At 43.4% G+C, this 21,835-nt stretch carries 21 protein-coding genes; 8 read left to right on the forward strand and 13 right to left on the reverse strand.

Translation table 11 applies throughout. The features are described 5' to 3' along the window. Window positions 1-128: 128 nt before the first annotated feature. Together UH38_RS06530 and UH38_RS06535 are read left to right on the forward strand one after the other, a co-directional pair. Window positions 129-1,079 carry an ABC transporter ATP-binding protein gene (locus UH38_RS06530; RefSeq protein ID WP_045053843.1) on the forward strand — a complete coding sequence of 317 codons (951 nt, stop codon included), beginning with the start codon at window positions 129-131 and terminating at the stop codon, window positions 1,077-1,079. A 59-nt stretch (window positions 1,080-1,138) separates the two neighbouring features. Next, window positions 1,139-2,812, forward strand: coding sequence for a hypothetical protein (locus UH38_RS06535; RefSeq protein ID WP_045053844.1), 1,674 nt, complete (start codon window positions 1,139-1,141; stop codon window positions 2,810-2,812). Between the two features lie 4 nt (window positions 2,813-2,816). Here the strand turns inward: UH38_RS06535 and purU are convergent, their stop codons facing one another. The 5 genes from purU to UH38_RS06560 all read right to left on the reverse strand — a co-directional run bounded on the left by purU (window position 2,817) and on the right by UH38_RS06560 (window position 7,792). Beyond that, window positions 2,817-3,671 (reverse strand): formyltetrahydrofolate deformylase, encoded by an 855-nt coding sequence (gene purU / locus UH38_RS06540; RefSeq protein WP_045053845.1) that lies wholly within the window; start codon window positions 3,669-3,671, stop codon window positions 2,817-2,819. A 100-nt stretch (window positions 3,672-3,771) separates the two neighbouring features. After that, window positions 3,772-4,395, reverse strand: coding sequence for a DUF4340 domain-containing protein (locus tag UH38_RS06545; RefSeq protein WP_235355104.1), 624 nt, complete (start codon window positions 4,393-4,395; stop codon window positions 3,772-3,774). Window positions 4,396-4,475: 80 nt separating this feature from the next. Then, entirely contained in the window at window positions 4,476-5,990 is a 1,515-nt protein-coding gene (locus tag UH38_RS06550; RefSeq protein WP_045053847.1) for a GldG family protein, read from the reverse strand. Window positions 5,991-5,993: 3 nt separating this feature from the next. Further along, on the reverse strand, window positions 5,994-6,806 hold the full coding sequence (locus UH38_RS06555; RefSeq protein ID WP_045053848.1) for an ABC transporter permease: 813 nt from the start codon (window positions 6,804-6,806) through the stop codon (window positions 5,994-5,996). After that, complete coding sequence (locus tag UH38_RS06560) at window positions 6,806-7,792, reverse strand: ABC transporter ATP-binding protein (RefSeq protein WP_045053849.1); 987 nt, start codon at window positions 7,790-7,792, stop codon at window positions 6,806-6,808. The genes UH38_RS06555 and UH38_RS06560 overlap by 1 nt, the downstream gene beginning before the upstream one ends. 110 nt (window positions 7,793-7,902) lie before the next feature. On the opposite strand from UH38_RS06560, the gene UH38_RS06565 reads away from it, so the two are divergent. The 3 genes from UH38_RS06565 to UH38_RS06575 are packed head-to-tail and all read left to right on the forward strand — an operon-like array spanning window position 7,903 to window position 9,286. Further along, a complete protein-coding gene (locus UH38_RS06565) occupies window positions 7,903-8,490 on the forward strand; it encodes a hypothetical protein (RefSeq protein ID WP_045053850.1) in 588 nt (195 codons plus the stop codon). A gap of 47 nt (window positions 8,491-8,537) precedes the next feature. Further along, window positions 8,538-8,954 carry an element excision factor XisH family protein gene (locus tag UH38_RS06570; protein WP_045053851.1) on the forward strand — a complete coding sequence of 139 codons (417 nt, stop codon included), beginning with the start codon at window positions 8,538-8,540 and terminating at the stop codon, window positions 8,952-8,954. Further along, window positions 8,942-9,286, forward strand: a complete 345-nt coding sequence (locus UH38_RS06575; protein ID WP_045053852.1) for a XisI protein — start codon at window positions 8,942-8,944, stop codon at window positions 9,284-9,286. Before UH38_RS06570 ends, UH38_RS06575 begins: the two co-directional genes overlap by 13 nt. A gap of 95 nt (window positions 9,287-9,381) precedes the next feature. Here UH38_RS06575 and UH38_RS06580 read toward each other — a convergent pair whose 3' ends face one another. From UH38_RS06580 to UH38_RS06600, 5 genes are all read right to left on the reverse strand, one after another. After that, window positions 9,382-9,942 carry a phycobiliprotein lyase gene (locus UH38_RS06580; protein ID WP_045053853.1) on the reverse strand — a complete coding sequence of 187 codons (561 nt, stop codon included), beginning with the start codon at window positions 9,940-9,942 and terminating at the stop codon, window positions 9,382-9,384. Window positions 9,943-10,027: 85 nt separating this feature from the next. Then, on the reverse strand, window positions 10,028-10,693 hold the full coding sequence (locus UH38_RS06585) for a HEAT repeat domain-containing protein (RefSeq protein WP_045053854.1): 666 nt from the start codon (window positions 10,691-10,693) through the stop codon (window positions 10,028-10,030). 125 nt (window positions 10,694-10,818) lie between these two features. Further along, a complete protein-coding gene (locus UH38_RS06590; RefSeq protein ID WP_045053855.1) occupies window positions 10,819-11,430 on the reverse strand; it encodes a methyltransferase domain-containing protein in 612 nt (203 codons plus the stop codon). A 178-nt stretch (window positions 11,431-11,608) separates the two neighbouring features. Next, window positions 11,609-12,898: a HEAT repeat domain-containing protein gene (locus tag UH38_RS06595; protein ID WP_052672281.1), complete on the reverse strand. Its 1,290-nt coding sequence runs from the start codon at window positions 12,896-12,898 to the stop codon at window positions 11,609-11,611. A gap of 315 nt (window positions 12,899-13,213) precedes the next feature. After that, window positions 13,214-14,671, reverse strand: coding sequence for an MFS transporter (locus UH38_RS06600; RefSeq protein ID WP_045053856.1), 1,458 nt, complete (start codon window positions 14,669-14,671; stop codon window positions 13,214-13,216). Between the two features lie 65 nt (window positions 14,672-14,736). On the opposite strand from UH38_RS06600, the gene UH38_RS06605 reads away from it, so the two are divergent. Continuing rightward, window positions 14,737-15,252, forward strand: a complete 516-nt coding sequence (locus tag UH38_RS06605; RefSeq protein WP_045053857.1) for a phosphoribosyltransferase — start codon at window positions 14,737-14,739, stop codon at window positions 15,250-15,252. Window positions 15,253-15,317: 65 nt separating this feature from the next. Here the strand turns inward: UH38_RS06605 and UH38_RS06610 are convergent, their stop codons facing one another. After that, a complete protein-coding gene (locus UH38_RS06610) occupies window positions 15,318-16,232 on the reverse strand; it encodes an AEC family transporter (RefSeq protein ID WP_045053858.1) in 915 nt (304 codons plus the stop codon). Between the two features lie 126 nt (window positions 16,233-16,358). Here UH38_RS06610 and UH38_RS06615 point away from each other — a divergent pair, with 126 nt between their 5' ends. Next, window positions 16,359-17,147: a M15 family metallopeptidase gene (locus tag UH38_RS06615; RefSeq protein ID WP_045053859.1), complete on the forward strand. Its 789-nt coding sequence runs from the start codon at window positions 16,359-16,361 to the stop codon at window positions 17,145-17,147. A gap of 290 nt (window positions 17,148-17,437) precedes the next feature. After that, on the forward strand, window positions 17,438-19,630 hold the full coding sequence (gene katG, locus UH38_RS06620) for a catalase/peroxidase HPI (RefSeq protein WP_045053860.1): 2,193 nt from the start codon (window positions 17,438-17,440) through the stop codon (window positions 19,628-19,630). A 168-nt stretch (window positions 19,631-19,798) separates the two neighbouring features. Here the strand turns inward: katG and UH38_RS06625 are convergent, their stop codons facing one another. Next, on the reverse strand, window positions 19,799-20,893 hold the full coding sequence (locus tag UH38_RS06625) for an ABC transporter ATP-binding protein (RefSeq protein WP_045053861.1): 1,095 nt from the start codon (window positions 20,891-20,893) through the stop codon (window positions 19,799-19,801). Window positions 20,894-20,952: 59 nt separating this feature from the next. Continuing rightward, window positions 20,953-21,834, reverse strand: a complete 882-nt coding sequence (locus UH38_RS06630; protein ID WP_045053862.1) for a carbohydrate ABC transporter permease — start codon at window positions 21,832-21,834, stop codon at window positions 20,953-20,955. Window position 21,835 lies beyond the last annotated feature (1 nt).

Consider the following 21,835-nt stretch of genomic DNA (forward strand, 5'->3'; position numbering starts at 1 on the left):
TTATTGACTTCGATTGTTTCAATTTCTGCAACTTTACAACCAAAACTTAGAGGCTCAAGTTAAGCTAGAGCCTAAAACTTTACTGAAATAGGTAAAGTGACTATCGCTACATCACCCCAGCCGTATTTATGTCAAAAGAACTAGCGATTAAGACTTGCTCTGTTACCAAGCAATTTGAGCGACATATAGCAGTAAACGATATTGACTTAGAAATAGCAGCAGGCGAAGTCTATGGCTTAATTGGACCAAATGGCGCTGGTAAAACGACTTTGATTCGGATGCTAGCTGCGGCGGAAGAACCAACAATCGGCGAAATTTATATTAACGGCGATCGCTTATTATTAGACCAAAGCAACCCGCAGTTAAAACGCCATATTGGTTATTTACCTGACGACTTTCCTTTATACGATGATTTGATAGTTTGGGACTACTTAGATTATTTTGCCCGTCTGTACCAATTAAAAAACCCGCGTCGCAGCCAACGCCTAAAAGAAGTTTTAGAACTGGTGCAACTAACCAATAAACGTCACAGCCGTATCAATACTCTATCGCGGGGAATGAAACAGCGCCTAAGTCTGGCGCGAACTATTATCCACGAACCGATTGTACTGTTATTAGACGAGCCAGTTTCGGGGTTAGACCCGATCGCGCGAATGCAGTTTCGGGAGATTATTAAAGTATTGCAAGAAGTTGGGATGACTGTATTAATTTCATCTCACGTCTTGAGCGATTTGGCAGAACTCTGTACTTCTGTAGGAATTATGGAGTTAGGCTATTTGGTAGAAAGTTGTAACTTGAACCAACTTTATCAACGTCAAAGCCGCCAGCAAATTTTTATATCGACTTTAGGAGACTTAGAACCACTTAAGGCAGAAATAAATAATTGCGCCTTAGTTGAGGAATGGGAAGTAGTACCGCAACAAAATGGAATGCGCGTTTATTTTACAGGCGATCGCACAGATTTAGCTAATTTATTGCGACAGCTTATAGATTCTGGCATTCCGCTGACTGATTTTCACTCTACTCAAGAGGATTTAGAAACTATTTTCCTCAAACTCGGTCACAAACAAGCATCCTAACGTAGTAGCAAGCAGTTAGGAAATTATGGGCTAATTACAGCATATTTGGAGAATTTATCATGAAACTGGGCTGGCTATATCCTGTGGGCGATTGGAATCCGCAGCTACTTAGAGAACTAAAAGGAAGACTCAAACCTCGCAACTTAATAATTAGCGCTGCAATTTCTCTATTAGGGCAGTTTGTCCTATATATGTCTTATGTAGTGCAAATCCCGCAACTTAGAGCAGATGGCTCATTACCCATGAGCGATAAATACTGTACGGGTGGTAGCGAATATAGTTATTACCATAAGTGTTTAGCTGATGCTGCTGGTAATTTGCTCGTCGACTGGCAAAAATGGTCGCTAGACTTATTTCTAGCATTAAGTTTGATTGGGATATTTGGTTTGTTAGTAGCTGGAACTTATCTACTGATTAACGATTTAGCACAAGAAGAACGTCGCGGAACTTTAAACTTTATTCGCCTTAGCCCTCAGTCTGCACAAAGTATTTTGCTAGGCAAAATCTTGGGTGTACCGATTTTACTGTATCTAATTGCAATTTCGGCTGTACCTTTGCATCTGTGGTCTGGATTGGCTGCGGGTATTCCTGTGGGGCGGATTTTTAGCTTTGATGGCATTTTAGGACTGAGTTGCCTGTTTTTTTATAGCCTATCGCTACTATTTGGCTTAGTTAGTTCTGCACTGGGCGGGTTTCAAGCTTGGTTGGGAAGCGGTACTGTTCTGGGTTTCCTGTGGATTGCTGCGATTAAACCAGTAATCAATAATTCTTTAGACTGGATTAGCATATTTTCTCCTGTCTTAATTTTGCAATACTTAATTGCTGCAACTGGAATCGAATCTACAAATTCATTTAGTTATCTAAATATTGAACAGTTGCATTGGTTTTTCCTGCCAGTAGGACTAGGAATGGTAGGCTTAGGTAGCGCTTTGATATTAAATTACAGTTTGTGGACTTATTGGTGTTGGCAAGCTTTAAATAGGCGATTTCACAATCCCAGTAAGACAATATTTAGCAAGCGCCAAAGCTACTTAATCGTTGCTGGCGTTGAAGTAACGATAATCGGCTTCGCTTTCTCAGAGAATTACAATAGGCTACTAGAAGATAACTTTGGTATTTTGCTTTTATATAACTTCCTGCTGTTTTTAGGATTAGTTGTCGCCCTGACACCGCAAAAACAAGCATTGCAAGATTGGGCAAGATATAGAAAGCAGCGCCAGCGGAAGAATTTGCTAAGTTCGTCTTTGGTGCGCGATTTAATTTGGGGAGAAAAAAGTCCGGTTATAGTTACGATCGCTCTCAACTTAGCGATCGCCTCTACAATGCTAGTACCTTGGATTTTTACTCAGCTAGACGGACGCGATTGGCTACCAGCGCTGACTAATTTAGCAATTAGCGCCAGCTTAATCTTAGTGTATGCGGCGATCGCTCAGTTGGTTGTGTTTATGCGGACGCAAAAACAAGGGCTGTGGATAATTGGGGCTTTAGCGGCTTTAGTTATTTTGCCACCTGTAATTTTAGGATTGCTAGCTATAGAACCTAGTCAAGCTCCTTTACTGTGGCTATTTACAGCTTTCCCATACGCTGCCATTAAATATACGAGTATTTCTAGCACTTTCCTGGCGCTTTTAGGTCAGTTTAGCGTACTAGCTTTGTGTACTCTGCAAATAAGTAGGCAGGTAAAAATAGCTGGTGAATCTGCATCCAAAGCCTTACTTGCAGGTACTAAGTAGCGCCTTACTCAAAAACGACAGTGCGATCGCCATAAACTAAGACACGATTGAGTAAATGCGATCGTACTGCTCTTGCTAATACTACCCGCTCTAAATCTTTGCCTTTACGGATCAAATCGTCTACATCGTCGCGATGGCTGACTCTAACTACATCTTGCTCGATAATAGGTCCTGCATCCAAATCTGGGGTAACGTAGTGCGCTGTAGCACCGATAATTTTTACGCCGCGTTCGTAAGCTTTGTGATACGGGTTTGCACCTACAAAAGCAGGCAAAAATGAATGATGAATATTAACTATCTGCGGAAACTGAGTAATAAAGTCTGCACTGACAACTTGCATATATTTGGCTAAAACTACCAAATCGATGTTGTACTGTTTGAGTAGTTCTAGCTGTTTTAGTTCTTGCTCGTGTTTATTTTCCTTGGTAATCGAGATATGGTGGTAGTCGATGCCAAATTGCTCGGCTACCACTTTTAGATCGGGGTGATTGCTGATAATTAACGGGATTTCGGCAACAAATTCCTGAGCTTGCTGGCGCAAAAGTAAGTCAAACAGACAGTGGTTTTGCTTGCTAACCCAAATAGCAATGCGGGGAATAGTGTCAGAAAAATGCAATTCCCATTTAGCTTGCAGAGGTTGAGCGATCGCATTAAATGCAGGTTTAATATATTCACGCGGCAAATTGAACCCTTCTAACTGCCACTCAATCCGCGTTAAAAATAAGCCAGCAGCAAGGTCTGTATGTTGGTCGGCATGAATAATATTACCGCCGTTGGAGTAGATAAAGTTAGCAATTTTTGCTACTAATCCTTGTCTGTCGGCGCAAGAAACAAGTAGCGTTGCTGTTGGGCTATTCATGACTAAATAATTCGTAATTCGTAATTCACGGTTTTCTTGCCCTTAATTTATTAATAGTGACCAGTGAGGGAAGAAATCAATGCCTTTGCTGTAAGGCTATTCATGGCGAAGGATTAGGACTCTTGGTAGATGGCTTATTATCGTTCTGGCTTTTCCACTCTGATAGCTGACGGTTGACTGCATTGCCAAAGTCTGGAGAGACTAACAATACATCTACATTGCCAGTATTTTGAGCAGGAGGATCGACTTGGGCGTACAAAAAACTGCGGTCAAAATTAGGATTCCCCAAAACTAGCCGATGAGTTTCATTATTTTTCAGTTTTACTTCTATATTTGCTTGCGGTTGATTCAATCCATATTCAGCTAATTGCGGAGAAGATACAGATAAAGTGCGATCGCTTTTACCTTTAGCTAATAAATCTAGCAAATAAGCAATCGTACCACCGCTAGCAGGAGTATCATTAGGAACCTTCATTTGCCAGCTAGATTGACCTGATTTATCTACCCGCTCAAACTTTAACGTCTGATTTTGAGTTTTTACGCTCAAAGCTGCTACTTGTTCCTCTGTAAAAGAGAAAATTTGCTTTGCCTGAACTGCTGCTTCCTGCTTTTGAGTTGCACTGCGAATTTCATAGAAATAGACAAAACCGCCCAATCCTAAAGCAAGTAGGAGCAAAATGAGAGTTGATTTCGGTAGATTCATAAAAGAGAGAGGCGAACGCATTGCGCCTATGCAAGATATTGCAACCTGGTAAGTAGCTCAAACTATTATCAGATAAGCCTAATAATTTTAACTTTTGACTTCTATCGACGTTGCCACCATAAAATAGCCGCTGCTGCAAACCCAATTAAAGGCACAAGTCCAAGCGCCGCCAAACCTAAAACATTAGCTTGCGCTGCTTGCAAATTAATCCGGCGGTTTTTTGCTTCCTTGGGGCGAATAGATAACTGTGCTGGTGCATCTTGCTTGCTTAACCAACTTATAGAATTAGTAAATAAATCTCCATTCAACTGCTGCTGGAACTGCTCGTTGGTGATAAAGTTAGAGCTACCAACTACTACCAAACGCGCATTAGAGCTAGGTTTAGTCAATGCTATACCTACAGTTAAAGGACCATTGCGATCGCTTTTTGGATCGAATTGCAAGTTTTCGCTCTTTAAATCGCTTTCTGCCCAACTTTGCGGACTGGTTATCAATAACGGAGTCGCTTGCACGCCATTTACTGGTGTAATTTCAATCGGTCTTACAGCTTGCAAAATCGTAATGCCATTACTAAAATCTTGAGTAATTGGGTGTTGTCCATAATTATCTACTAAAATCTCGGCAGGACCATAGCCTAGGGCTGTACCTGCAGGATTGACTACCAAACGATTATCGAGTGTTACCCCCCAAGTTTTGAGCAAACTGTCAATGCCAAGATTAATAGTTGGATCGATTGCTAGCAGCAAGCTACCGCCTTGATTGAGATATGCGCTCAAGGCTTTAACTTCTGGCGCTAATAGACTGCGCCTCGCCCCTGCTATAACTACTACAGTTGCATCTTGAGGTACTTTGGGCTGCTGTGCCAAATTTAACGGTTCGAGGGTGTAATTTCTATCTGCTAATACTCCCAATGCTTGCGCTAGCGGACTTTCACCTGCTACTGGGTACTCTCCATGACCTTGCAAGAAATAAACTTTGGCTTTAAAGTTGCTAGTTATTTGTTGCAGAGCATTAGTTAAGCGCGTTTCTGATAACCTTTCTTGCTCGTTGACTGTTTGCAACAATCGCCTTTGTTGTCCAGATTCTAGATGTACTTCACCTGGTCTTTGCACGTTGAACTTGTTTGCTAGTCCCAGATTAACTTGCGGATCGACGTATGCGAAACTAAAATTTTGTCCTTGTCTGCGATAATTTTCTAATAACAATCGATCTTCAGGGTTTTGATTGCGATCGAATATCCATAACTTTACTGGCTTTTGCAGGCTTCTAACTAATTGCCGCGATTGGGGTGCAAGGGTATAGAGTCCAGTTTCAGTCAAATCTACTCGCACTGGATAGCGCACAGCCAAAAAGTTAACTAATCCTAAAATTACCAATACTGCTAGCGTTGCAATTAAAGCATTAGTACCAGCTTGAGTAGAACGCCGACTCCACCAGCTATTACGCTGTGCTTGAAATAGCAACCACAAGAGCGTAGCTACAATCCCACCTATCATCAACCCTATAGGAATTGCCCCCCACTGAGCAGATACAAGCCCGGCAACCATACCCATTATGACTAGGAATGGACCTAGCCAAAATAGATATTTCCAGTAGTTTTTTGAGATAGTTTTCATAACTTACGATCGCGAGAAGCGCAAAGCATCGATAGATTGAGCCGTCAGAAAGATTCCCAAGACAATATAGCTAACAAATAAGACTATACTGCTGCTGTCAAAAATGCCCTGAGTTAAGTCAGTATAATGTTTGAGCAACGAAAGATGTCCTAAAGCTGCGCCGACGCTACCGCCGATACTTTTAGAAATCGCATCTAACACCCACAAAAATAAAATTAGTCCGAATGTAAATACTGCTGCCAAAATCGTGCTATCAGTCAGCGAAGAAACAAACATTCCTAAAGATAAAACTGCCGCTGCAAGCATTATTAAGGCAAGATGTCCAAGTAAGGGGATAGCAGGCGGAATTGGAGGCGTTGCAGCGCTTAAAGCGATCGCTTCGTAAGCAAATAAAGGCAGTACCATCACCGTAAAAAACGTTACTACCCCTAACAACTTGCCTACTGCTACCGCCCAATTAGTTATGGGAGAAGTTGCTAGCAATTCCAGCGTACCGCGCTTACGTTCTTCAGCATACAGTCCCATCGACAATATCGGCAGCAAAAACAATGATAAAGAACTAATTATGCTCAAAAATGCCCGTAAAAACTCATAAGCTACATCTATCGGCGGTAGAGGCTGCCCTATTTGCTGCCCCGCCAAGTCTCTTTGCGCTACTTGTTGAATAATACCTTCTGGACTTAGTAACAACAAGACAAAAAAGAACCCAGATAATAGCCAAAAGACAGCCGCGATCGCATAAGCTAAAGGCGAGGCAAAGTAACTCTGCAATTCTCGGCGGTAAATAGCAATAATATTGCCAAAAATAATCCCCATTAACTTGCTTCTCCCTCTATCTGCGATTCTTCAACACTTGCCTCTAGCTTCTTTTCCTCAGTTGTCAGTTCTAAAAATACATCTTCTAAACTGGGGCGAGTGCGCCGCATTTCAAACACTCCTATGCCCATATTGACTAAAACTTGGACGATATAGCGTCCTGGTTCCGTACCTGGTACTGCTATTACCTTTAAGATGGCACGATTCTCGACTACAGATTTTTCAACTTCTACCTTCCGCACGTTGAGCAACTGTTGCAGTTGATTTTTAGCAGCTTCCGCATCCCCGTCAATTTCTATCTCATAACCCGAACCCTCAGCCAAACCAGCCTCTAGAGTATCGGGTGTATTAGTTACAACTACTTTACCGCGATTGATAATTGTGACGCGATCGCACGTCATGCGAACTTCAGGCAAAATATGAGTAGAAAGAATAATCGTATGACTGCCAGCTAAACTTTTGATTAGATTTCGCACATCGATAATTTGCCGAGGATCTAGCCCAACAGTAGGTTCATCCAAAATAATTGCTGGCGGATCGTGAACGATCGCTTGGGCAATTCCCACCCGCTGGCGAAAACCTTTAGATAGCTTGCGAATCAATACATTACGCTTTTCTTGTAGGTTACAGCGCTCGATAGCCGCCGCTACTTGCCGATTGCGATCGCCTGCGCTCACTCCCTTGAGGCGGGCAACAAAATGTAAAAATCCTGCTACCGTCATTTCTGGATATAAAGGCGGATTTTCTGGCAAATAGCCAATTTTCTGCCGCACTTGCAAGGAATTCTTATGCACGTCATAGCCAGCGATTTTAGCAGTTCCCGTTGTTGCTGGGAGATACCCTGCTAAAATCCGCATAGTTGTAGTTTTTCCGGCTCCATTGGGACCTAAAAACCCCATAATTTCCCCTGGTTCGACGTTAAAGGTAACGTCCGCAATTCCTGGGGTAGAGCCGTAGATTTTACTGAGATGCTCGACTTCAATCATTAATTTTGAACCAGGGGTTTGCAACGAATTAGATTAGCAATTCACCGCAAATATGGCAATAGGCTGTAGGCTATAGGCAATGAATGTTTGCCTACCACCTAATTACCTAGATGTTCGCACAAGCTCTTAACGCGCCCACAGATTTAACCATAGCGCTACTAACTTACTACAGTTTCGATCTAGGTGGTCGTACTGCCAAGGACATCATGCAGCGCTGGCTGAACGATTACCCCGCTCAATGGATATATCTAGCTACAATCGAAGCGTTGTATCAAGGTCGTTATAAAGCGCTTTCTGTAGACCAAATTTTGGCTATTTGGCAGCGCAAAGGCGAGGTATCTTATCATTTTAACCACGAATTTGAGCGTTTGGTATGTGGCAGCTTCAACCACAAGATGCATCAGCAAGAAAAAACTTATAGCGCCGCTGATGTCGCCTCTCAAAAAAGCCTCAAAAACGATACTTTTACTTTTTTTAAAATAGGCAAACGTAGTAATTTAGAGCAGCAAACGGCAAATAAAGCTGATATTGCTAAAATCAGAGCGATCGCTGACCAAAAACATCAAGAAGCGGTTAAAGACAAGCCTTTGCTCAGTATTACTAATAACCCACCAATTAAGCGATTTAACCCACCCGCCACAGATACAAACGGGTTTTACGGCAAATTAAAAGCGATCGCGCGAATGGTAATTAGGTAACTTATCAAGCCTATGCCAGAGTATGCTATAGATATGTTTCGTTCGCTATGCCTAAGTTAGATATTATCCATAATGGAGTAAAAAATGCTCTGGTAAAGGACGGTTGGGCAATTACAGACGATCCGTATATAATTCAGTATCGTAGGACAACGTTGTATGCTGACCTTGGTGCTGAACGCCCTATCGCGGCTGAAAGAGATGGGCAAAAACTGGTTGTTGAAGTTAAAAGCTTCGTTGGGGCATCGAAAATACAAGATTTAAAAGAGGCTTTAGGTCAGTATGATATTTATCGCTACCTCTTAGAGGAAACAGCGCCAGAGCGTAAACTTTACGTTGCTGTTGGTACAGTCATTTATAAAAGCTTTTTCAATCAAGATGTAGTGCAACTTATTCTCAGCAAACACCGACTTCCACTCATAGTTGTAAATCTAGAAGCGGAGGAGATTGAACAATGGATAAATTAACTGAATATTCCGCAATAATTAGGCGAATTTTAGCTGAGTACGTACAACTGTGTAACCACCGCCCTAACCAAGACATTGAGACATTCTTGATTGTGGATGAACCTAACGGTCATTATATTTGGATGAATCTTGGTTGGCAAAAAGGCGATCGCATTACTGGCATGACTGTATATATTCGCCTGCAAAATGGCAAGATTTGCATTGAGGAAGATTGGACGGAAAATGGTATTGCCAACGATCTAGTTGGTGCAGGTATTAATAAGGAAGATATAGTGTTAGCATTCCACGAACCAAAAATGCGGCAATACACAGATTTTGCCGCAGCATCATAAGTATTACAGCAAACAAAAAATTTGTTGCAGTTGCAACTGCTTAGTCTGACTCAAAATTAGGGCGCACGTTAAAGCGCACCCTAATTAATCACCGATTAACTGGCTGTAGTTTGACTGGAAGTTTCAGCAGTTGGCTTCAATCCACCCATGCGAATTTCCGATGTAAAAGAAGCCATGCTAAAACCACCAAAGCGCTTCAATACGCTAACTCGCATCCTTAAATTTGGACTAGGAAACCACAAACGTTCCTCAGAAGACATGGTTTCATATTCAGTAGTTAGGGTTAGCGCTCCATCATCGCCCATCACATAGCTACCTGCAACAGGCGTTTTTTCTGCATAACCCATTTCCCGCAGCAATTTACCCTGGCTGGGATTGTCTGTATCTGGTACTGTTACTAAGACAGTAGAACCAGTATGTTTTTCTTCATCCCACTCCATCGTGCCGTTCCAATTGACTCTAGCGCCGCAGTTTGCCAAAGCGGGATCGACTTCATATTGCTGGCAAAGTTTAATGACTTCTGGATCGTCCTTGGCAAGCATTTCGATCGTAATATCTGATTTGCCATCTTCAGATTGCTTGAAAGCTAGGTGGTGGCTGGTACGGTGAGAGAACCATTTACCAGCGCTCAACTCAAAAAACTCTTTAACATCCATAAGTCAAATTAAAATATCAACGTCACTTAAAACCTCATCTTTTAAGGTAACTTAATGGCGATCGCAACTGGTAAATATTCCGCCATTAAGCAGCCAGGCGATTGAGTGAAATCGTTGCAGCTTGGGCAACATGGGGATGGCTATCTTTTTCTAAATATTTCAAAGCAGAAATACTTTTATCGCTAGGCAAATTTCCCAAAGCTTCAGCTAAACGTTGTCTTGTCAGCCAATCTTCTGAAGGCACAAAGCGCACAATATGTTCTACAGCTTGGATATCTCTAATTTCACCTAAAGCTGCGATCGCTGCTTGTTGCAATACTACTTCCTCGCTATCTAAAGCCCGAACTAACAAGTCATGGGCGCGAGGATCTTTGAGATTACCTAATGAAACGGCTGCACTAAAACGCACCAACCATTCAGTATCTTCATAAAAAGCTCTAACTAATGGCTCAAATGCTCTAATATCGCCTAAATAGCCCAAAGCACCAGCAGCATCAGCCCGAATCCCATAATCAGGGTCAGTTTCTAGTAATTTGACTAAAATCGGGTAGCATTCATCTGTATGTTTAACGCCTAATGCAAACACAGCCATTGAGCGGATTTGGAGAATTTCGTCGTCAAGAACTTTTTTAATTAACGGAACTGCATCTACTGAGGGAATGCGCCGCAAAGAAGCAAGCGCAATCATGCGATCGCGCGAATCAGGGCTTTCTAGTTGAGCAGAAATCTCTTCTAGACTTAGTTCAGCCATGTACTTAAATTTACCTTTTTTATTTTTATTTAGTCTACAATTACCACTTCCCGATTGCTCAATGCATAGACCGAACGAAAGGTATTTTATACAGTGACCAGTAACCAGTGACCAGTGACCAGATTTTATTGAGTTCCGCTCTCTACTTGAAAGCGTCCTAGATATTCTTCTCCTTGACGCTCTGCTATAGAGTTGGTAGCAAGTGACAGGGAAGTAATTTTAAAATCGGACTGAAAATACTCTCTGATTTCATCAATATTTGTACCAAAAGGCGGACCGCCTGGTTTGCTGTGCGCCCAAAATAAAGCTATTAGTTCGCCTTGTGGTTTTAGCAAAGATTTTACTAGCTTTACGTAGGCTGGGCGATCGCTTGGGTCGATGGCACAAAAGCAAGTATGCTCCAATACGTAATCAAAATAATTGGGAAACTCTGCGGGTAAGTCGAAAATATTGCGTTGTAGATATTGGGCAGGGATGCCGCTATTTTGGGCTAAAGCTGTAGCATCTGCGATCGCGCTAGGGGCAAAATCAAACCCAATTACCTCAAATCCTCGCTGGGCAAACAACAAGGCGTCATAGCCTCTACCAGCACCTAATACAGCCATGCGATCAGGTAGCGGCGCAGTAGGCGAATCTAACAAACTTACAAAAGGCGGCGCAGCTTGTCCCAAATCCCAGCGTGTCCTCCCTTCTTGATAATGAGCTTCCCAAAATTCTGAATCAGCAACCGATGTCATAGTTGTTTCTATTTAAAGTTATGTTTTAAATGGTTAGATTTTGTACCAATCTAAACTAGATTTTCCCGTATTTTGCCGCCAGCAGGAATCTGATTCCTGTGTTCGCAGAAACAACAGACGGATACAAACGGAGACTCAAAAGTATCTTAGGATGGATTCTTATCTATTTGACCTTTATTCAAAAAGGGATATCATCGAAACCTTTTTGTTGTAAAGTTTGGGTTACAGCAGTTAGTGCTGCTTCATTACCGATTTTTTTTAACGCTTCCACTGCACTCCAACGCACGAAATAATCGCTATCCTGTAAAGCTTGGATTAGAGGATTAACTGCTGTTTCATTACCGATGTTTCCTAATGCCTTCGCCGCACAGGAACGTACGGAAGAACATTTATCTTGTAAAGCTTGGATGAGAGCATCAACTGCTAATTCATTACCGATTTCTCCTAATGCCTTTGCTGCTCTCCAACGCACAAAATCATATTTATCGTGTAAAGCTTGGATTAGAGGATTAACTGCTGTTTCATTACCGATGTCTCCTAATGCCTCCGTCGCACAGACACGCACATCAGAATATTCATGCTGTAGAGCTTGGATAAGAGCATCAACTGCCTTTTCATTACCGATGTTTCCTAATGCCTTCGCCGTACACACACGCACGTTAGAATCGAAATCCTGTAGAGCCTGGCTTAGAGCATTAACCGCCTTTTCATTGCCGATGTTTCTTAATGCCTCCACTGCACTTATACGTACAGAAGAATATTCATGTTGTAAAGCTTGGCTTAGAACGTTAACTGCCTTTTCATTGTTGATGTTCCCTAATGCTTCCGCCGCATTTATACGCACAAAATAATCCTCATGTTGTAAGGCTTGAATTACAGGATTAATTGCTGTTTCATTGCCGATTTTTACTAATGCCTTCGCCGCACACACACGCACAGAATCATATTTATCCTGTAAAGCATGGATTAGAGCATCAACTGCTGTTTCATTGCTGATGCTTCCTAATGCCTCTGCTGCACACAAACGCATAAAATCATATTCATCCTGTAAGGCTTGGATGAGAGTATTAACTGCCAATTCATTGCCGATTTTTCCTAATGCCCCCGCCGCCCACATACGCACTTCATCTATATCCTGTAAAGATTGGATGAGAGCATTAACTGCCAATTCATTGCCGATTTTTCCTAATGCCTCTGCTGCACTACCCCGCACATCAGAATACTCATGATGTAAAGCATGGATGAGAGCATCAACTGCCTTTTCATTACCGATATTTTCTAATGCCTCCACTGCGCTTATACGTACAGAAAAACATTTATGCTGTAAAGCTTGGCTCAAAGCATCAACTGCTTCTTTGTTACTCATATTTTCTAGTGCTTCCACCACACTACTACACAAATCAGGATCTCTAGGCTGTAAAGCTTGCTGTGAAAAAGCGCCCGTGTTACTAAAACGAATTATGCCCAAAAGTTCAACTTTGACTTTTTGAGCAGTTGCTATTTTAGCAATTAAGGCAATTGTTTTCTCCTAAAACTCTGGTTTTACCGCTCCTGCTAGCCTTACTGTTAATTGAAGATCCACCTCTAAGGAAAACTTTAGACTGGATGGAGCCATCACTTCAAACGCACATCTAGCCCAACTCCTAAACATCGCGGTTATCTTTGGGATGGTTTATTAAATCGCAGCGTGTTTGTTAGCTACGTGCTTGAAATTGTATTTTTGTTATTAGTAGCTGCGATCGCACCTCGAATTTGGAGATAAAGCGGCGATCGCATTTCCCCTTTAACCTGCGCTTTTATTAGCGTTTTCGCGCTCTTTAAGTTTTAACAATATCTCTGCGTGAACCTCACGAGTAAGAGGATAAAAATAAGCTAAAATCAAGCCGCAAATCAGAAAAACCATCGGTAAAGGACCAACAGCCAAGCGGATTGCTTGCAAGGCTTCAGCTGGCTGAACGGGCGTAGTTTGCCCTGCAACAGACTCTTGAAAACCAGATGTTTCTAGGGAAATGCTAACTAAAAATAGTCCCAAAGCTAAACCAAGCTTTTGTAAAAACACCATAAAAGCATAGAAAATGCCTTCGCGCCGCTGTCCAGTTCTAAGTTCGTCTAGTTCAATTACATCAGGGAGCATTGACCAAGGAATCAGATAAGCTGTCGAAACTCCTACACCTGCCAATATTGCTAAAGCGTACATCCAACCGAATTGATTTGGTTGGAGGAAAAATAAACCAATTTGGGCAATAATCCAAACACCCATGCCCATGAAATACACAACTTTTTTACCCCAGCGCTTACTCAAAGCACCCCAAACAAATAGCATCAATAACGCCGTTCCTTGGACTCCAATCAATACTATGGGTACATCTGCATCCTTAAGACCTATCCAATCAACTACAAAGTAGGGAATAATGCTAGCTGTTAGCTGTACAGCTAACCAAGAACATAGATATATCCCAATCACAAATAGAAAAGGGCGATTGCTAAAGACAATTTTTAACTGTTCTTTGATGGGAATAGATGGAGGTTCTGGAATTTCAGTTCGTTTGGCTTCAAAAGCTAGAATGCGATCGCGCGTCCCAAATACGCACCAATATATAGCTACAGTCGAAATTACCCCACAAACGCCTGCTAAGACTACAAACTGCAAAGCGCGATCGCTAATATTAGCAAAGATAACTTGCGCCAATACCAAAGATAAAACGCTGCCACCAATGGAAAACCCAAAACGAAAACTATTTAAGCTCGTGCGTTCGTCATAATCTTGGGTAAGTTCTGGAGTCATTGCCGTATAAGGCAAATTGACTACAGTATAGAATACTTGCGATAGTACCCCAATAAATACGTAATACCAAAATAGACTCCAAACTTGAGTTGAGCGATCGCTACTAAATTGCGGTACAATCCACTGCAAGAAAAAGAATATCCCAAACGGGATCGCCCCATAAAACATCCAAGGCAAACGACGACCCCAACGACGAGATTTTGTTTTGTCAGTTAATACGCCTACAATCGGGTCGTTGACAGCATCCCAGACTTTACCAATCAACAAGACACTACCTGCTAACCCAGCCGGAATACCAGCGACATTAGTAAAAAATATCAGTAAAAAAAATACAGAAATATTCGCTGTAAATGCTGGTCCCAAATCACCCGCGCCATAAGCTAGTTTTGTTGATAAGTTTAGCTTTTCGTCTTGTGAAACTTGTTTGTGACTAGCATCGGGAGAAGTATGGCTCATAACACCGCAAGAAGTTTAGAATAAATAACTCTGCCACTAAGTATTAGCTCACAACTGCACCTTTTATGCCAGATATTTATGTTTCTTGGTCAGAGTACCACCAAAAAATCGAGCAACTGGCGGTGAAGATTTATCAATCGAATTGGCAGTTCAATCAAATTGTGTGTCTTGCTAGAGGCGGGTTAAGGGTTGGCGATATTCTCTCTAGAATATACAAGCAACCACTAGCGATTTTGGCAACATCTTCTTACGACGGTGCAATGCAGCAATCAAGAGGTAATCTAACCATTGCCCAAAATTTGACCATGACTAGCGCCAATTTGGGTTCGCACATTTTATTAGTAGACGATTTAGTAGATTCTGGCGTAACTATTCGCCAAACTATTCCCTGGTTAAAGCAGCATTGTGGTTCTCATATTCAAGAAATTCGCACCGCTGTAATTTGGTACAAAGCCTGTTCGGAAATTGTCCCAGACTACTATGTAGATTATTTTGCCGATAGCCCTTGGATTCATCAGCCATTTGAAACCTACGAACAAATCAATCTAGCTGAATTTAGCCAAAAGATCGGGGTGTTGTAGGAGACGTAGCAGTGCTACGTCTCCACAGATAGGCTGCTACGGCTCTACGCATAGGCAAATCAATTTTAATTAAACAACCACAACCAAATAGGTAAAGTCACTAACAATCCCCCAGAACCCACAGCCAAAGCAGTAACGCTCAACTCGCGATCTAAATTGTAAGCTTCAGCAATAACTAACGTCGCAAAAGCAGGCGGCATAGACATCTGCAGCACGATCGCCAAGCCCGTAGCTCCAGTTATGCCAAAAAAAGCTAAACTGCTACCTAAAATTAAAGGAACTATCAGCATCTTAATCCCTAAGCTAATAGAGGCTCTAGGTAAGTTATGCCATGAATCTAACTTGCTAAGACGCATCCCAATTAAAATCAGTGCTAAAGCTACGATCGCCCATCCTAAGCGCAGCAACATCGTTTCTACTAAATTTGGCAATAGCACTTGACGAAATCCTAAACCAAAGCCAAAACTCCATAATGACGGATTAATGGCGATCGCTTGTAAAACCTGCCGATAGTTTTGTCCGCTACCGCCAAAATAAGCCGCTAAAGCAACTCCTAACCCCCAAGCGCCTAGTGTCGAACCCAGCAAGTCGTAAAATAACGCATAACCAAAATACTGACTGCCGACAAACGCCAAAGTTATCGGATATCCCAAATAACCAGTATTGCCAATTGTTGCCGCCAATAGAAAGCTACCTTGAGTAGGACGACTCCAAATTGGGTTTGTGCGATCGCTTACTCCAATCCACCACCAAGCTAAGATCGCTCCTAATAAAATTGCCAGCCAAGCAACCAAAGGCGCAACCCAAATCGGTCCCGATAGGTCAGCTTGACGCAAAAATACTAATATGCTTATGGGAATACCGAGCCAAAAAAGAAACCGACCTATATAAACGGGAATATTTGCAGGCAATTTCTTACCAAGAATAAATCCCAACAGCACTAAGCCAATTAGGGGCGCGTAAAGTTCTAACAGTTTCATCAATCGGACAATAGCAGTTTCATTTCTTCATATTTAACGTACTTATTAATGTCAGCGCCCTCGTTACTCCGCCCTGATTAGTCTAAAATTGGCTATTGGCAAGTTAAAAAGTCTAGGAATTGGTTCGTGGATAAAGGTAAGCCTAAAAAACCTCAAAAGGTTCCCGCCCGCTCTATAGATGATATTCCAGAAGCTTTGCGGGACACTCATCGCGTCCAACCTCGTCGCCGCTTCAAACTTGCCCTAATTTTTGGCTTGTTAGGTTTATCTATTCTCAGCTTGAGTGCAATTGTTTGGTCATTAACTTCTTTGCCAGCCAAAAACACTAATAACCCTACTTCTGTAGCAACTTCTAGTCCTACACCAACAGCGCCTAATTCGCGCAACTCGGATACTTTACTGGGACATTTTGCTTACACTGAAGCTGTATCAAAAGACTTGCAGCCAATTTCGCGCGATCGCCGCCTCAAACTTCGCAAAAGCGCCGCCCAACAATTTCAAGCTATGGTTGCTGCAGCTAAAAAATCTGGTGTCATCATAGTGCCTATTTCTGGCTTTCGCTCGGTGCAGGAGCAACAACACCTATTTTTTGATGTCAAAGCCGAACGAGGACAAACAACTACCAAAAGAGCCGAAGTCAGCGCTCCGCCTGGATATAGCGAACATCATACAGGCTACGCTGTAGATATTGGCGATGGTAGAGCGTCAGCAACCAACTTAAATACTAAATTTGAAAAAACCCAAGCTTATAAATGGCTAGTAGCAAATGCCGCCCGTTATAGCTTTGAGTTGTCTTTTCCCAAAAATAATTCTCAAGGTGTAAGTTACGAGCCTTGGCACTGGCGCTATGTAGGCGATCGCCAAAGTTTAGAAACTTTCTACAAGTCCAAAAACCTGAAGCGCAACACTCCATAATAAGATTTTTTGACTTTAAGACTACTATCTTAAAGCTTTGGTTTGGGCTCCTCAAAAATAACAGACCATCAACAGGCAATTGTTCGTAAAAAGCGACAGCAGCGATCGCTGGCAAGAACTTTTGGTAGCACGTCCTCAACGGGCGATCGCACTTGTTACAATCGCTTAACGATTCTGCTAAAACGAACTCATATCCATTATGATTAAAGCTATTACTATTTCATGGTAATTTAAATCGCTTTTTCTAATTTGCAACTGTAGATTAGCGTTTTTCAAAGACAGGAGATAATATGAGCAGCGAAAGCGGATGCCCGTTTACGGGTGGAGGTCAGAAACAGACAGATCGTCATAAGCCGTCGAACCGAGACTGGTGGCCGAAGTATTTGAATCTGAGCGTCCTTCACCAGCACTCACCCCAGTCCAATCCTATGAGTAAGGCGTTCAACTATGCTGAGGCGTTCAAGAGCCTCGACTTAGCTGCCGTGAGGGCAGATATATTCGAGCTAATGACCACCTCTCAGGACTGGTGGCCAGCCGATTACGGTCACTATGGACCGCTCTTCATTCGGATGGCTTGGCACAGCGCAGGCACATATCGGACCGGAGATGGTCGCGGCGGCGCAGGTTCGGGTAGCCAAAGGTTTGAGCCGCTCAACAGTTGGCCCGACAATGCCAACCTCGACAAGGCGCGGATGTTGCTTTGGCCCATCAAGCAGAAATACGGCAAGAAAATCTCCTGGGCGGATCTTATGGTCTTTGCTGGCAACTGCGCGCTGGAGTCGATGGGCTTCAAAACGATCGGTTTTGCTGGCGGGCGCGAAGATGTCTGGGCACCAGAAGAAGACATCTACTGGGGTTCTGAGAAAGCTTGGCTCGGCAACGATCGCTACAGTGACGATCGCGTGCTATCGAACCCTCTAGCTGCCGTTCAGATGGGTCTAATCTACGTCAACCCAGAAGGTCCAGACGGCGAACCCAATCCGGTTGGCTCAGGACGCGATATTCGTGAAACCTTTGGTCGTATGGCAATGAACGATGCAGAAACGGTCGCACTTACTGCTGGGGGGCATACGTTCGGCAAGTGTCATGGCGCGGGCGAATCGTCTCATGTTGGTGCTGACCCTGGGGGAGCCACCATCGTGGATCAAGGACTGGGCTGGAAGAACGCCTTCAACACGGGTGTCGGAGTCGATGCGATCACCAGCGGTATCGAAGGCGCATGGACTCCCACGCCAACGCAGTGGGACAACAGCTATCTGGAAACTTTGTTCAAATACGATTGGGAACTGGCGAAGAGTCCTGCTGGCGCGTGGCAGTGGAAGCCGAAAAACGGTGCTGGTGCGGATACAGTTCCCGACGCACACGATCCGTCGAGACGGCACGCCCCGATGATGACTACGGCAGACATGGCTATGAAGATGGACCCCATCTACGAGCCGATCGCGCGGCATTACCGCGATAACCCAGATGAGTTCGCAGAAGCGTTCGCCAAGGCGTGGTTCAAGCTGACCCATCGCGACATGGGACCGCGCTCGCGCTATCTCGGTCCAGAAGTGCCAGCGGAAGAGTTCTTGTGGCAAGATCCCATCCCCGAAGTCACTTATGAATTGATTGACGAGCAGGACATCGCCGCGCTCAAACAGAAGATTCTAGCTTCAGGATTGTCTGTTTCTCAACTCGTTTCGACGGCTTGGGCATCAGCATCCACGTTTCGTGGGTCTGACAAGCGCGGTGGAGCGAACGGAGGACGCATTCGGCTTGCGCCGCAGAAGGATTGGGAAGTCAACCAGCCGACCCAACTGGCAACGGTGTTGCAAACCCTGGAGGGAATCCAACAGGAGTTCAACAACTCGCATGGCGGCAAGCAGGTTTCGATCGCTGACTTGATTGTTCTAGGCGGCTGTGCGGGCATCGAACAAGCGGCGAAGAATGCAGGGCATGAGGTCAAAGTTCCCTTCCAGCCAGGACGTGCGGATGCATCACAAGAGAAAACTGATGTTGAATCCTTTGCTGTACTCGAACCAGTTGCAGACGGGTTCCGCAACTACACAAGTGGCAAGCACAGCGAATCGCTTGAAGAGTTGCTAGTCGATCAGGCGCAATTGCTGACCCTGTCTGCCCCTGAGATGACGGTTCTTTTGGGCGGTATGCGCGTTTTGGGTACAAACTTTGGAGCTTCCCAGCACGGTGTCTTGACCGCTCGCCCAGAGACGCTGACTAATGACTTCTTCGTAAACCTGCTTGACCTGGGCACGACCTGGAAGGCAACCTCTGAAGATGAATATGAGTTTGAGGGCAGCAGTCGCAAAACAGGCGAACAAAAGTGGACCGCTACTCGTGTTGACCTCATCTTCGGCTCGAACTCTCAGTTACGCGCCCTCGCGGAAGTTTATGGCGCTGAGGACTCGCAGCAGAAATTTGTGGATGACTTTGTGGCAACGTGGGATAAGGTGATGAACCTCGATCGCTATGACCTCAAATAGTCTTAGGGTAAGTTCCACACTAGAAAAGCGATCGCTTTTCTGAGGCTATGCAAACCTGCAATAAATCCTAAATGCGGGTGGAAGCCAGCAACAAAAATAAGGGCGGCGTTTCAAGACAAGTTGAAACGCCGCCCTAGCTTTCTAATATCCGAGAGTGAGACTATAACTTTATACTCTGACTTTCTCACGTCTAAATACATCGCCAGTTTGCACGTCAAACCAGTGAATGCTTTGAGGTGCGAGTGCTAGGCTAATATCTCCATCACTCCACCTTTGGTCTGTAGGCAATAAAGCCCGAACGGTAATATCTTCTTTCAAGGAACTATTTACCTTGATGCTGACTAAATTGTGCATCCCCAAGTGTTCGACTAAAAATACTTGACCGTGAATTATCTGCGTATCTCCAGGCTGGGGGATGCGAACATTTTCGGGACGAATACCTAAGACAATTTGCGGCGGTACAGTTGATAGTTCGGGCAAGTTAATCTTACAATCGCCCAACATGGCGAAACGTCCCTGACAAGGCAGTGTGAGTAAATTCATCTGCGGACTACCGACAAAGCCAGCCACAAATTGATTGGCAGGATGGCTGTAGATGCGTTCTGGGGGGTCTAGTTGCTGCACGTAGCCATTATTTAACACCGCAACTTTAGTTGAGAGAGTCATTGCCTCTGTTTGATCGTGAGTTACGTAAACCACAGGCACTCTTTGGGCGGCAAATAGTTGTTTGATATCAGCGCGGACTCGTTCGCGTAGCAGCGCATCTAAATTACTTAAAGGTTCATCTAAGAGAAATACGTGTGGGCGACGTACCAAAGCCCGACCAACTGCTACCCGTTGGCGCTGTCCGCCTGAGAGTTGTCCTGGTTTGCGGTTCATTAACCCAGCATCCAAGCCCAAAACGCTAGCAGCAGAATCAACGCGCTGTTTGATTTCAGCAGAAGGGACTTTTTGGAGTTTTAGTCCAGAACAAAGGTTTTCGTAAACGGTGAGGTGAGGATAAAGGGCGTAACTTTGAAATACCATCGCAATATTGCGATCGCCTGGTCTAGCATTAGTTACATCTGTGTTGCCAATAGTAATTTTTCCTCTTGTCGGTTCTTCTAACCCAGCAATTAGTCTTAGAGTTGTAGATTTACCGCAACCAGAAGGACCCAGCAAAGTCAAAAATTCGCCATCATCTACGTCCAAGCTAATATCTTTAACTGGGACAACCTTGGGGCTGTAGGTTTTATTGAGGTTAATTAGTTCGAGTCTTGCCATAATAAGTTAAAAGTTAGATGTCAAAAATGATGCCGAGTAGGTAGTTTTTTAGGAAATCACTAACCTTTGACAGCACCAGCAGTTAAACCTTGAACGATTTTGCGCTGGAAGAATAAAACGAGTAATACTAGGGGCAAAGTCCCGATTACCGTAGCGGCAGCAATCGGTCCGTAGGGAATTTCAAATACTGAAGAACCGCCGATTTGGGCAGCAGCAACCGGAATAGTTTTCAACTCGTCGCGAGTCATAAATGTTAACGCAAAAATAAACTCGTTCCAAGCAAAAATAAATGTCAAAATGCCTGTAGTTACCAAAGCAGGTAAAGTCATTGGTAACAATATTTGAATTAGCATTTGCCAAGTATTGTAACCATCAACTTTTGCTGCATCCTCTAAATCTTTGGGTAGCTGTTCAAAAAAGCTCCTCAGTACCAAGATAGTTAAGGGTAAATTGATAGCTGTATAAGGAATTATCAAGGCTAAATAGTTGTTGCCTAAATGTAAAGCTTGGACAACTTCTAACAAGCCTAGAAATAGCAATATTCCTGGGAACAAAGTAACAATTAGAACGCCTGCCAAAATAACTTTACCTCCCCAAGGGCGCAACCTTGCTAGTGCGTATGCAGCAGGTGCGCCTAGTGCTAAAGCTACAGCCGTAGAAGTAATTGACACAAAAGCACTATTGATTATGTATAGCCAGAACTTACGGCGGGCAAATAATTCAAAGTAATGATTTAAGGTGTAGCGAGTAGGTAGATATTTGGTTGGAACTGCAGCAATGTCATCATTAAACTTGAATGATGTTAATACTTGCCACAAAATAGGTGCTAGACAAAATACCGTTACTAATATAACTGCTAGCCATAACAGAATTTTTTGCCAAGGAATAGCGGCTTTTTGACTAGAGGAACTAGCAGGTCTTTGAGAAATTGCTGATGACATA

It is taken from the genome of Aliterella atlantica CENA595 (assembly GCF_000952155.1).
Lineage (GTDB): Bacteria > Cyanobacteriota > Cyanobacteriia > Cyanobacteriales > Chroococcidiopsidaceae > Aliterella > Aliterella atlantica.

Coding starts and splice junctions, on each gene's coding strand:
- UH38_RS06530 (WP_045053843.1), top strand. CDS start 129: ATGTCAAAAGAACTAGCGATTAAGACTTGCTCTGTTACCAAGCAATTT.
- UH38_RS06535 (WP_045053844.1), top strand. CDS start 1,139: ATGAAACTGGGCTGGCTATATCCTGTGGGCGATTGGAATCCGCAGCTA.
- purU (WP_045053845.1), bottom strand. CDS start 3,671: ATGAATAGCCCAACAGCAACGCTACTTGTTTCTTGCGCCGACAGACAA.
- UH38_RS06545 (WP_235355104.1), bottom strand. CDS start 4,395: ATGCGTTCGCCTCTCTCTTTTATGAATCTACCGAAATCAACTCTCATT.
- UH38_RS06550 (WP_045053847.1), bottom strand. CDS start 5,990: ATGAAAACTATCTCAAAAAACTACTGGAAATATCTATTTTGGCTAGGT.
- UH38_RS06555 (WP_045053848.1), bottom strand. CDS start 6,806: ATGGGGATTATTTTTGGCAATATTATTGCTATTTACCGCCGAGAATTG.
- UH38_RS06560 (WP_045053849.1), bottom strand. CDS start 7,792: ATGATTGAAGTCGAGCATCTCAGTAAAATCTACGGCTCTACCCCAGGA.
- UH38_RS06565 (WP_045053850.1), top strand. CDS start 7,903: ATGTTCGCACAAGCTCTTAACGCGCCCACAGATTTAACCATAGCGCTA.
- UH38_RS06570 (WP_045053851.1), top strand. CDS start 8,538: ATGCCTAAGTTAGATATTATCCATAATGGAGTAAAAAATGCTCTGGTA.
- UH38_RS06575 (WP_045053852.1), top strand. CDS start 8,942: ATGGATAAATTAACTGAATATTCCGCAATAATTAGGCGAATTTTAGCT.
- UH38_RS06580 (WP_045053853.1), bottom strand. CDS start 9,942: ATGGATGTTAAAGAGTTTTTTGAGTTGAGCGCTGGTAAATGGTTCTCT.
- UH38_RS06585 (WP_045053854.1), bottom strand. CDS start 10,693: ATGGCTGAACTAAGTCTAGAAGAGATTTCTGCTCAACTAGAAAGCCCT.
- UH38_RS06590 (WP_045053855.1), bottom strand. CDS start 11,430: ATGACATCGGTTGCTGATTCAGAATTTTGGGAAGCTCATTATCAAGAA.
- UH38_RS06600 (WP_045053856.1), bottom strand. CDS start 14,671: ATGAGCCATACTTCTCCCGATGCTAGTCACAAACAAGTTTCACAAGAC.
- UH38_RS06605 (WP_045053857.1), top strand. CDS start 14,737: ATGCCAGATATTTATGTTTCTTGGTCAGAGTACCACCAAAAAATCGAG.
- UH38_RS06610 (WP_045053858.1), bottom strand. CDS start 16,232: ATGAAACTGTTAGAACTTTACGCGCCCCTAATTGGCTTAGTGCTGTTG.
- katG (WP_045053860.1), top strand. CDS start 17,438: ATGAGCAGCGAAAGCGGATGCCCGTTTACGGGTGGAGGTCAGAAACAG.
- UH38_RS06625 (WP_045053861.1), bottom strand. CDS start 20,893: ATGGCAAGACTCGAACTAATTAACCTCAATAAAACCTACAGCCCCAAG.
- UH38_RS06630 (WP_045053862.1), bottom strand. CDS start 21,834: ATGTCATCAGCAATTTCTCAAAGACCTGCTAGTTCCTCTAGTCAAAAA.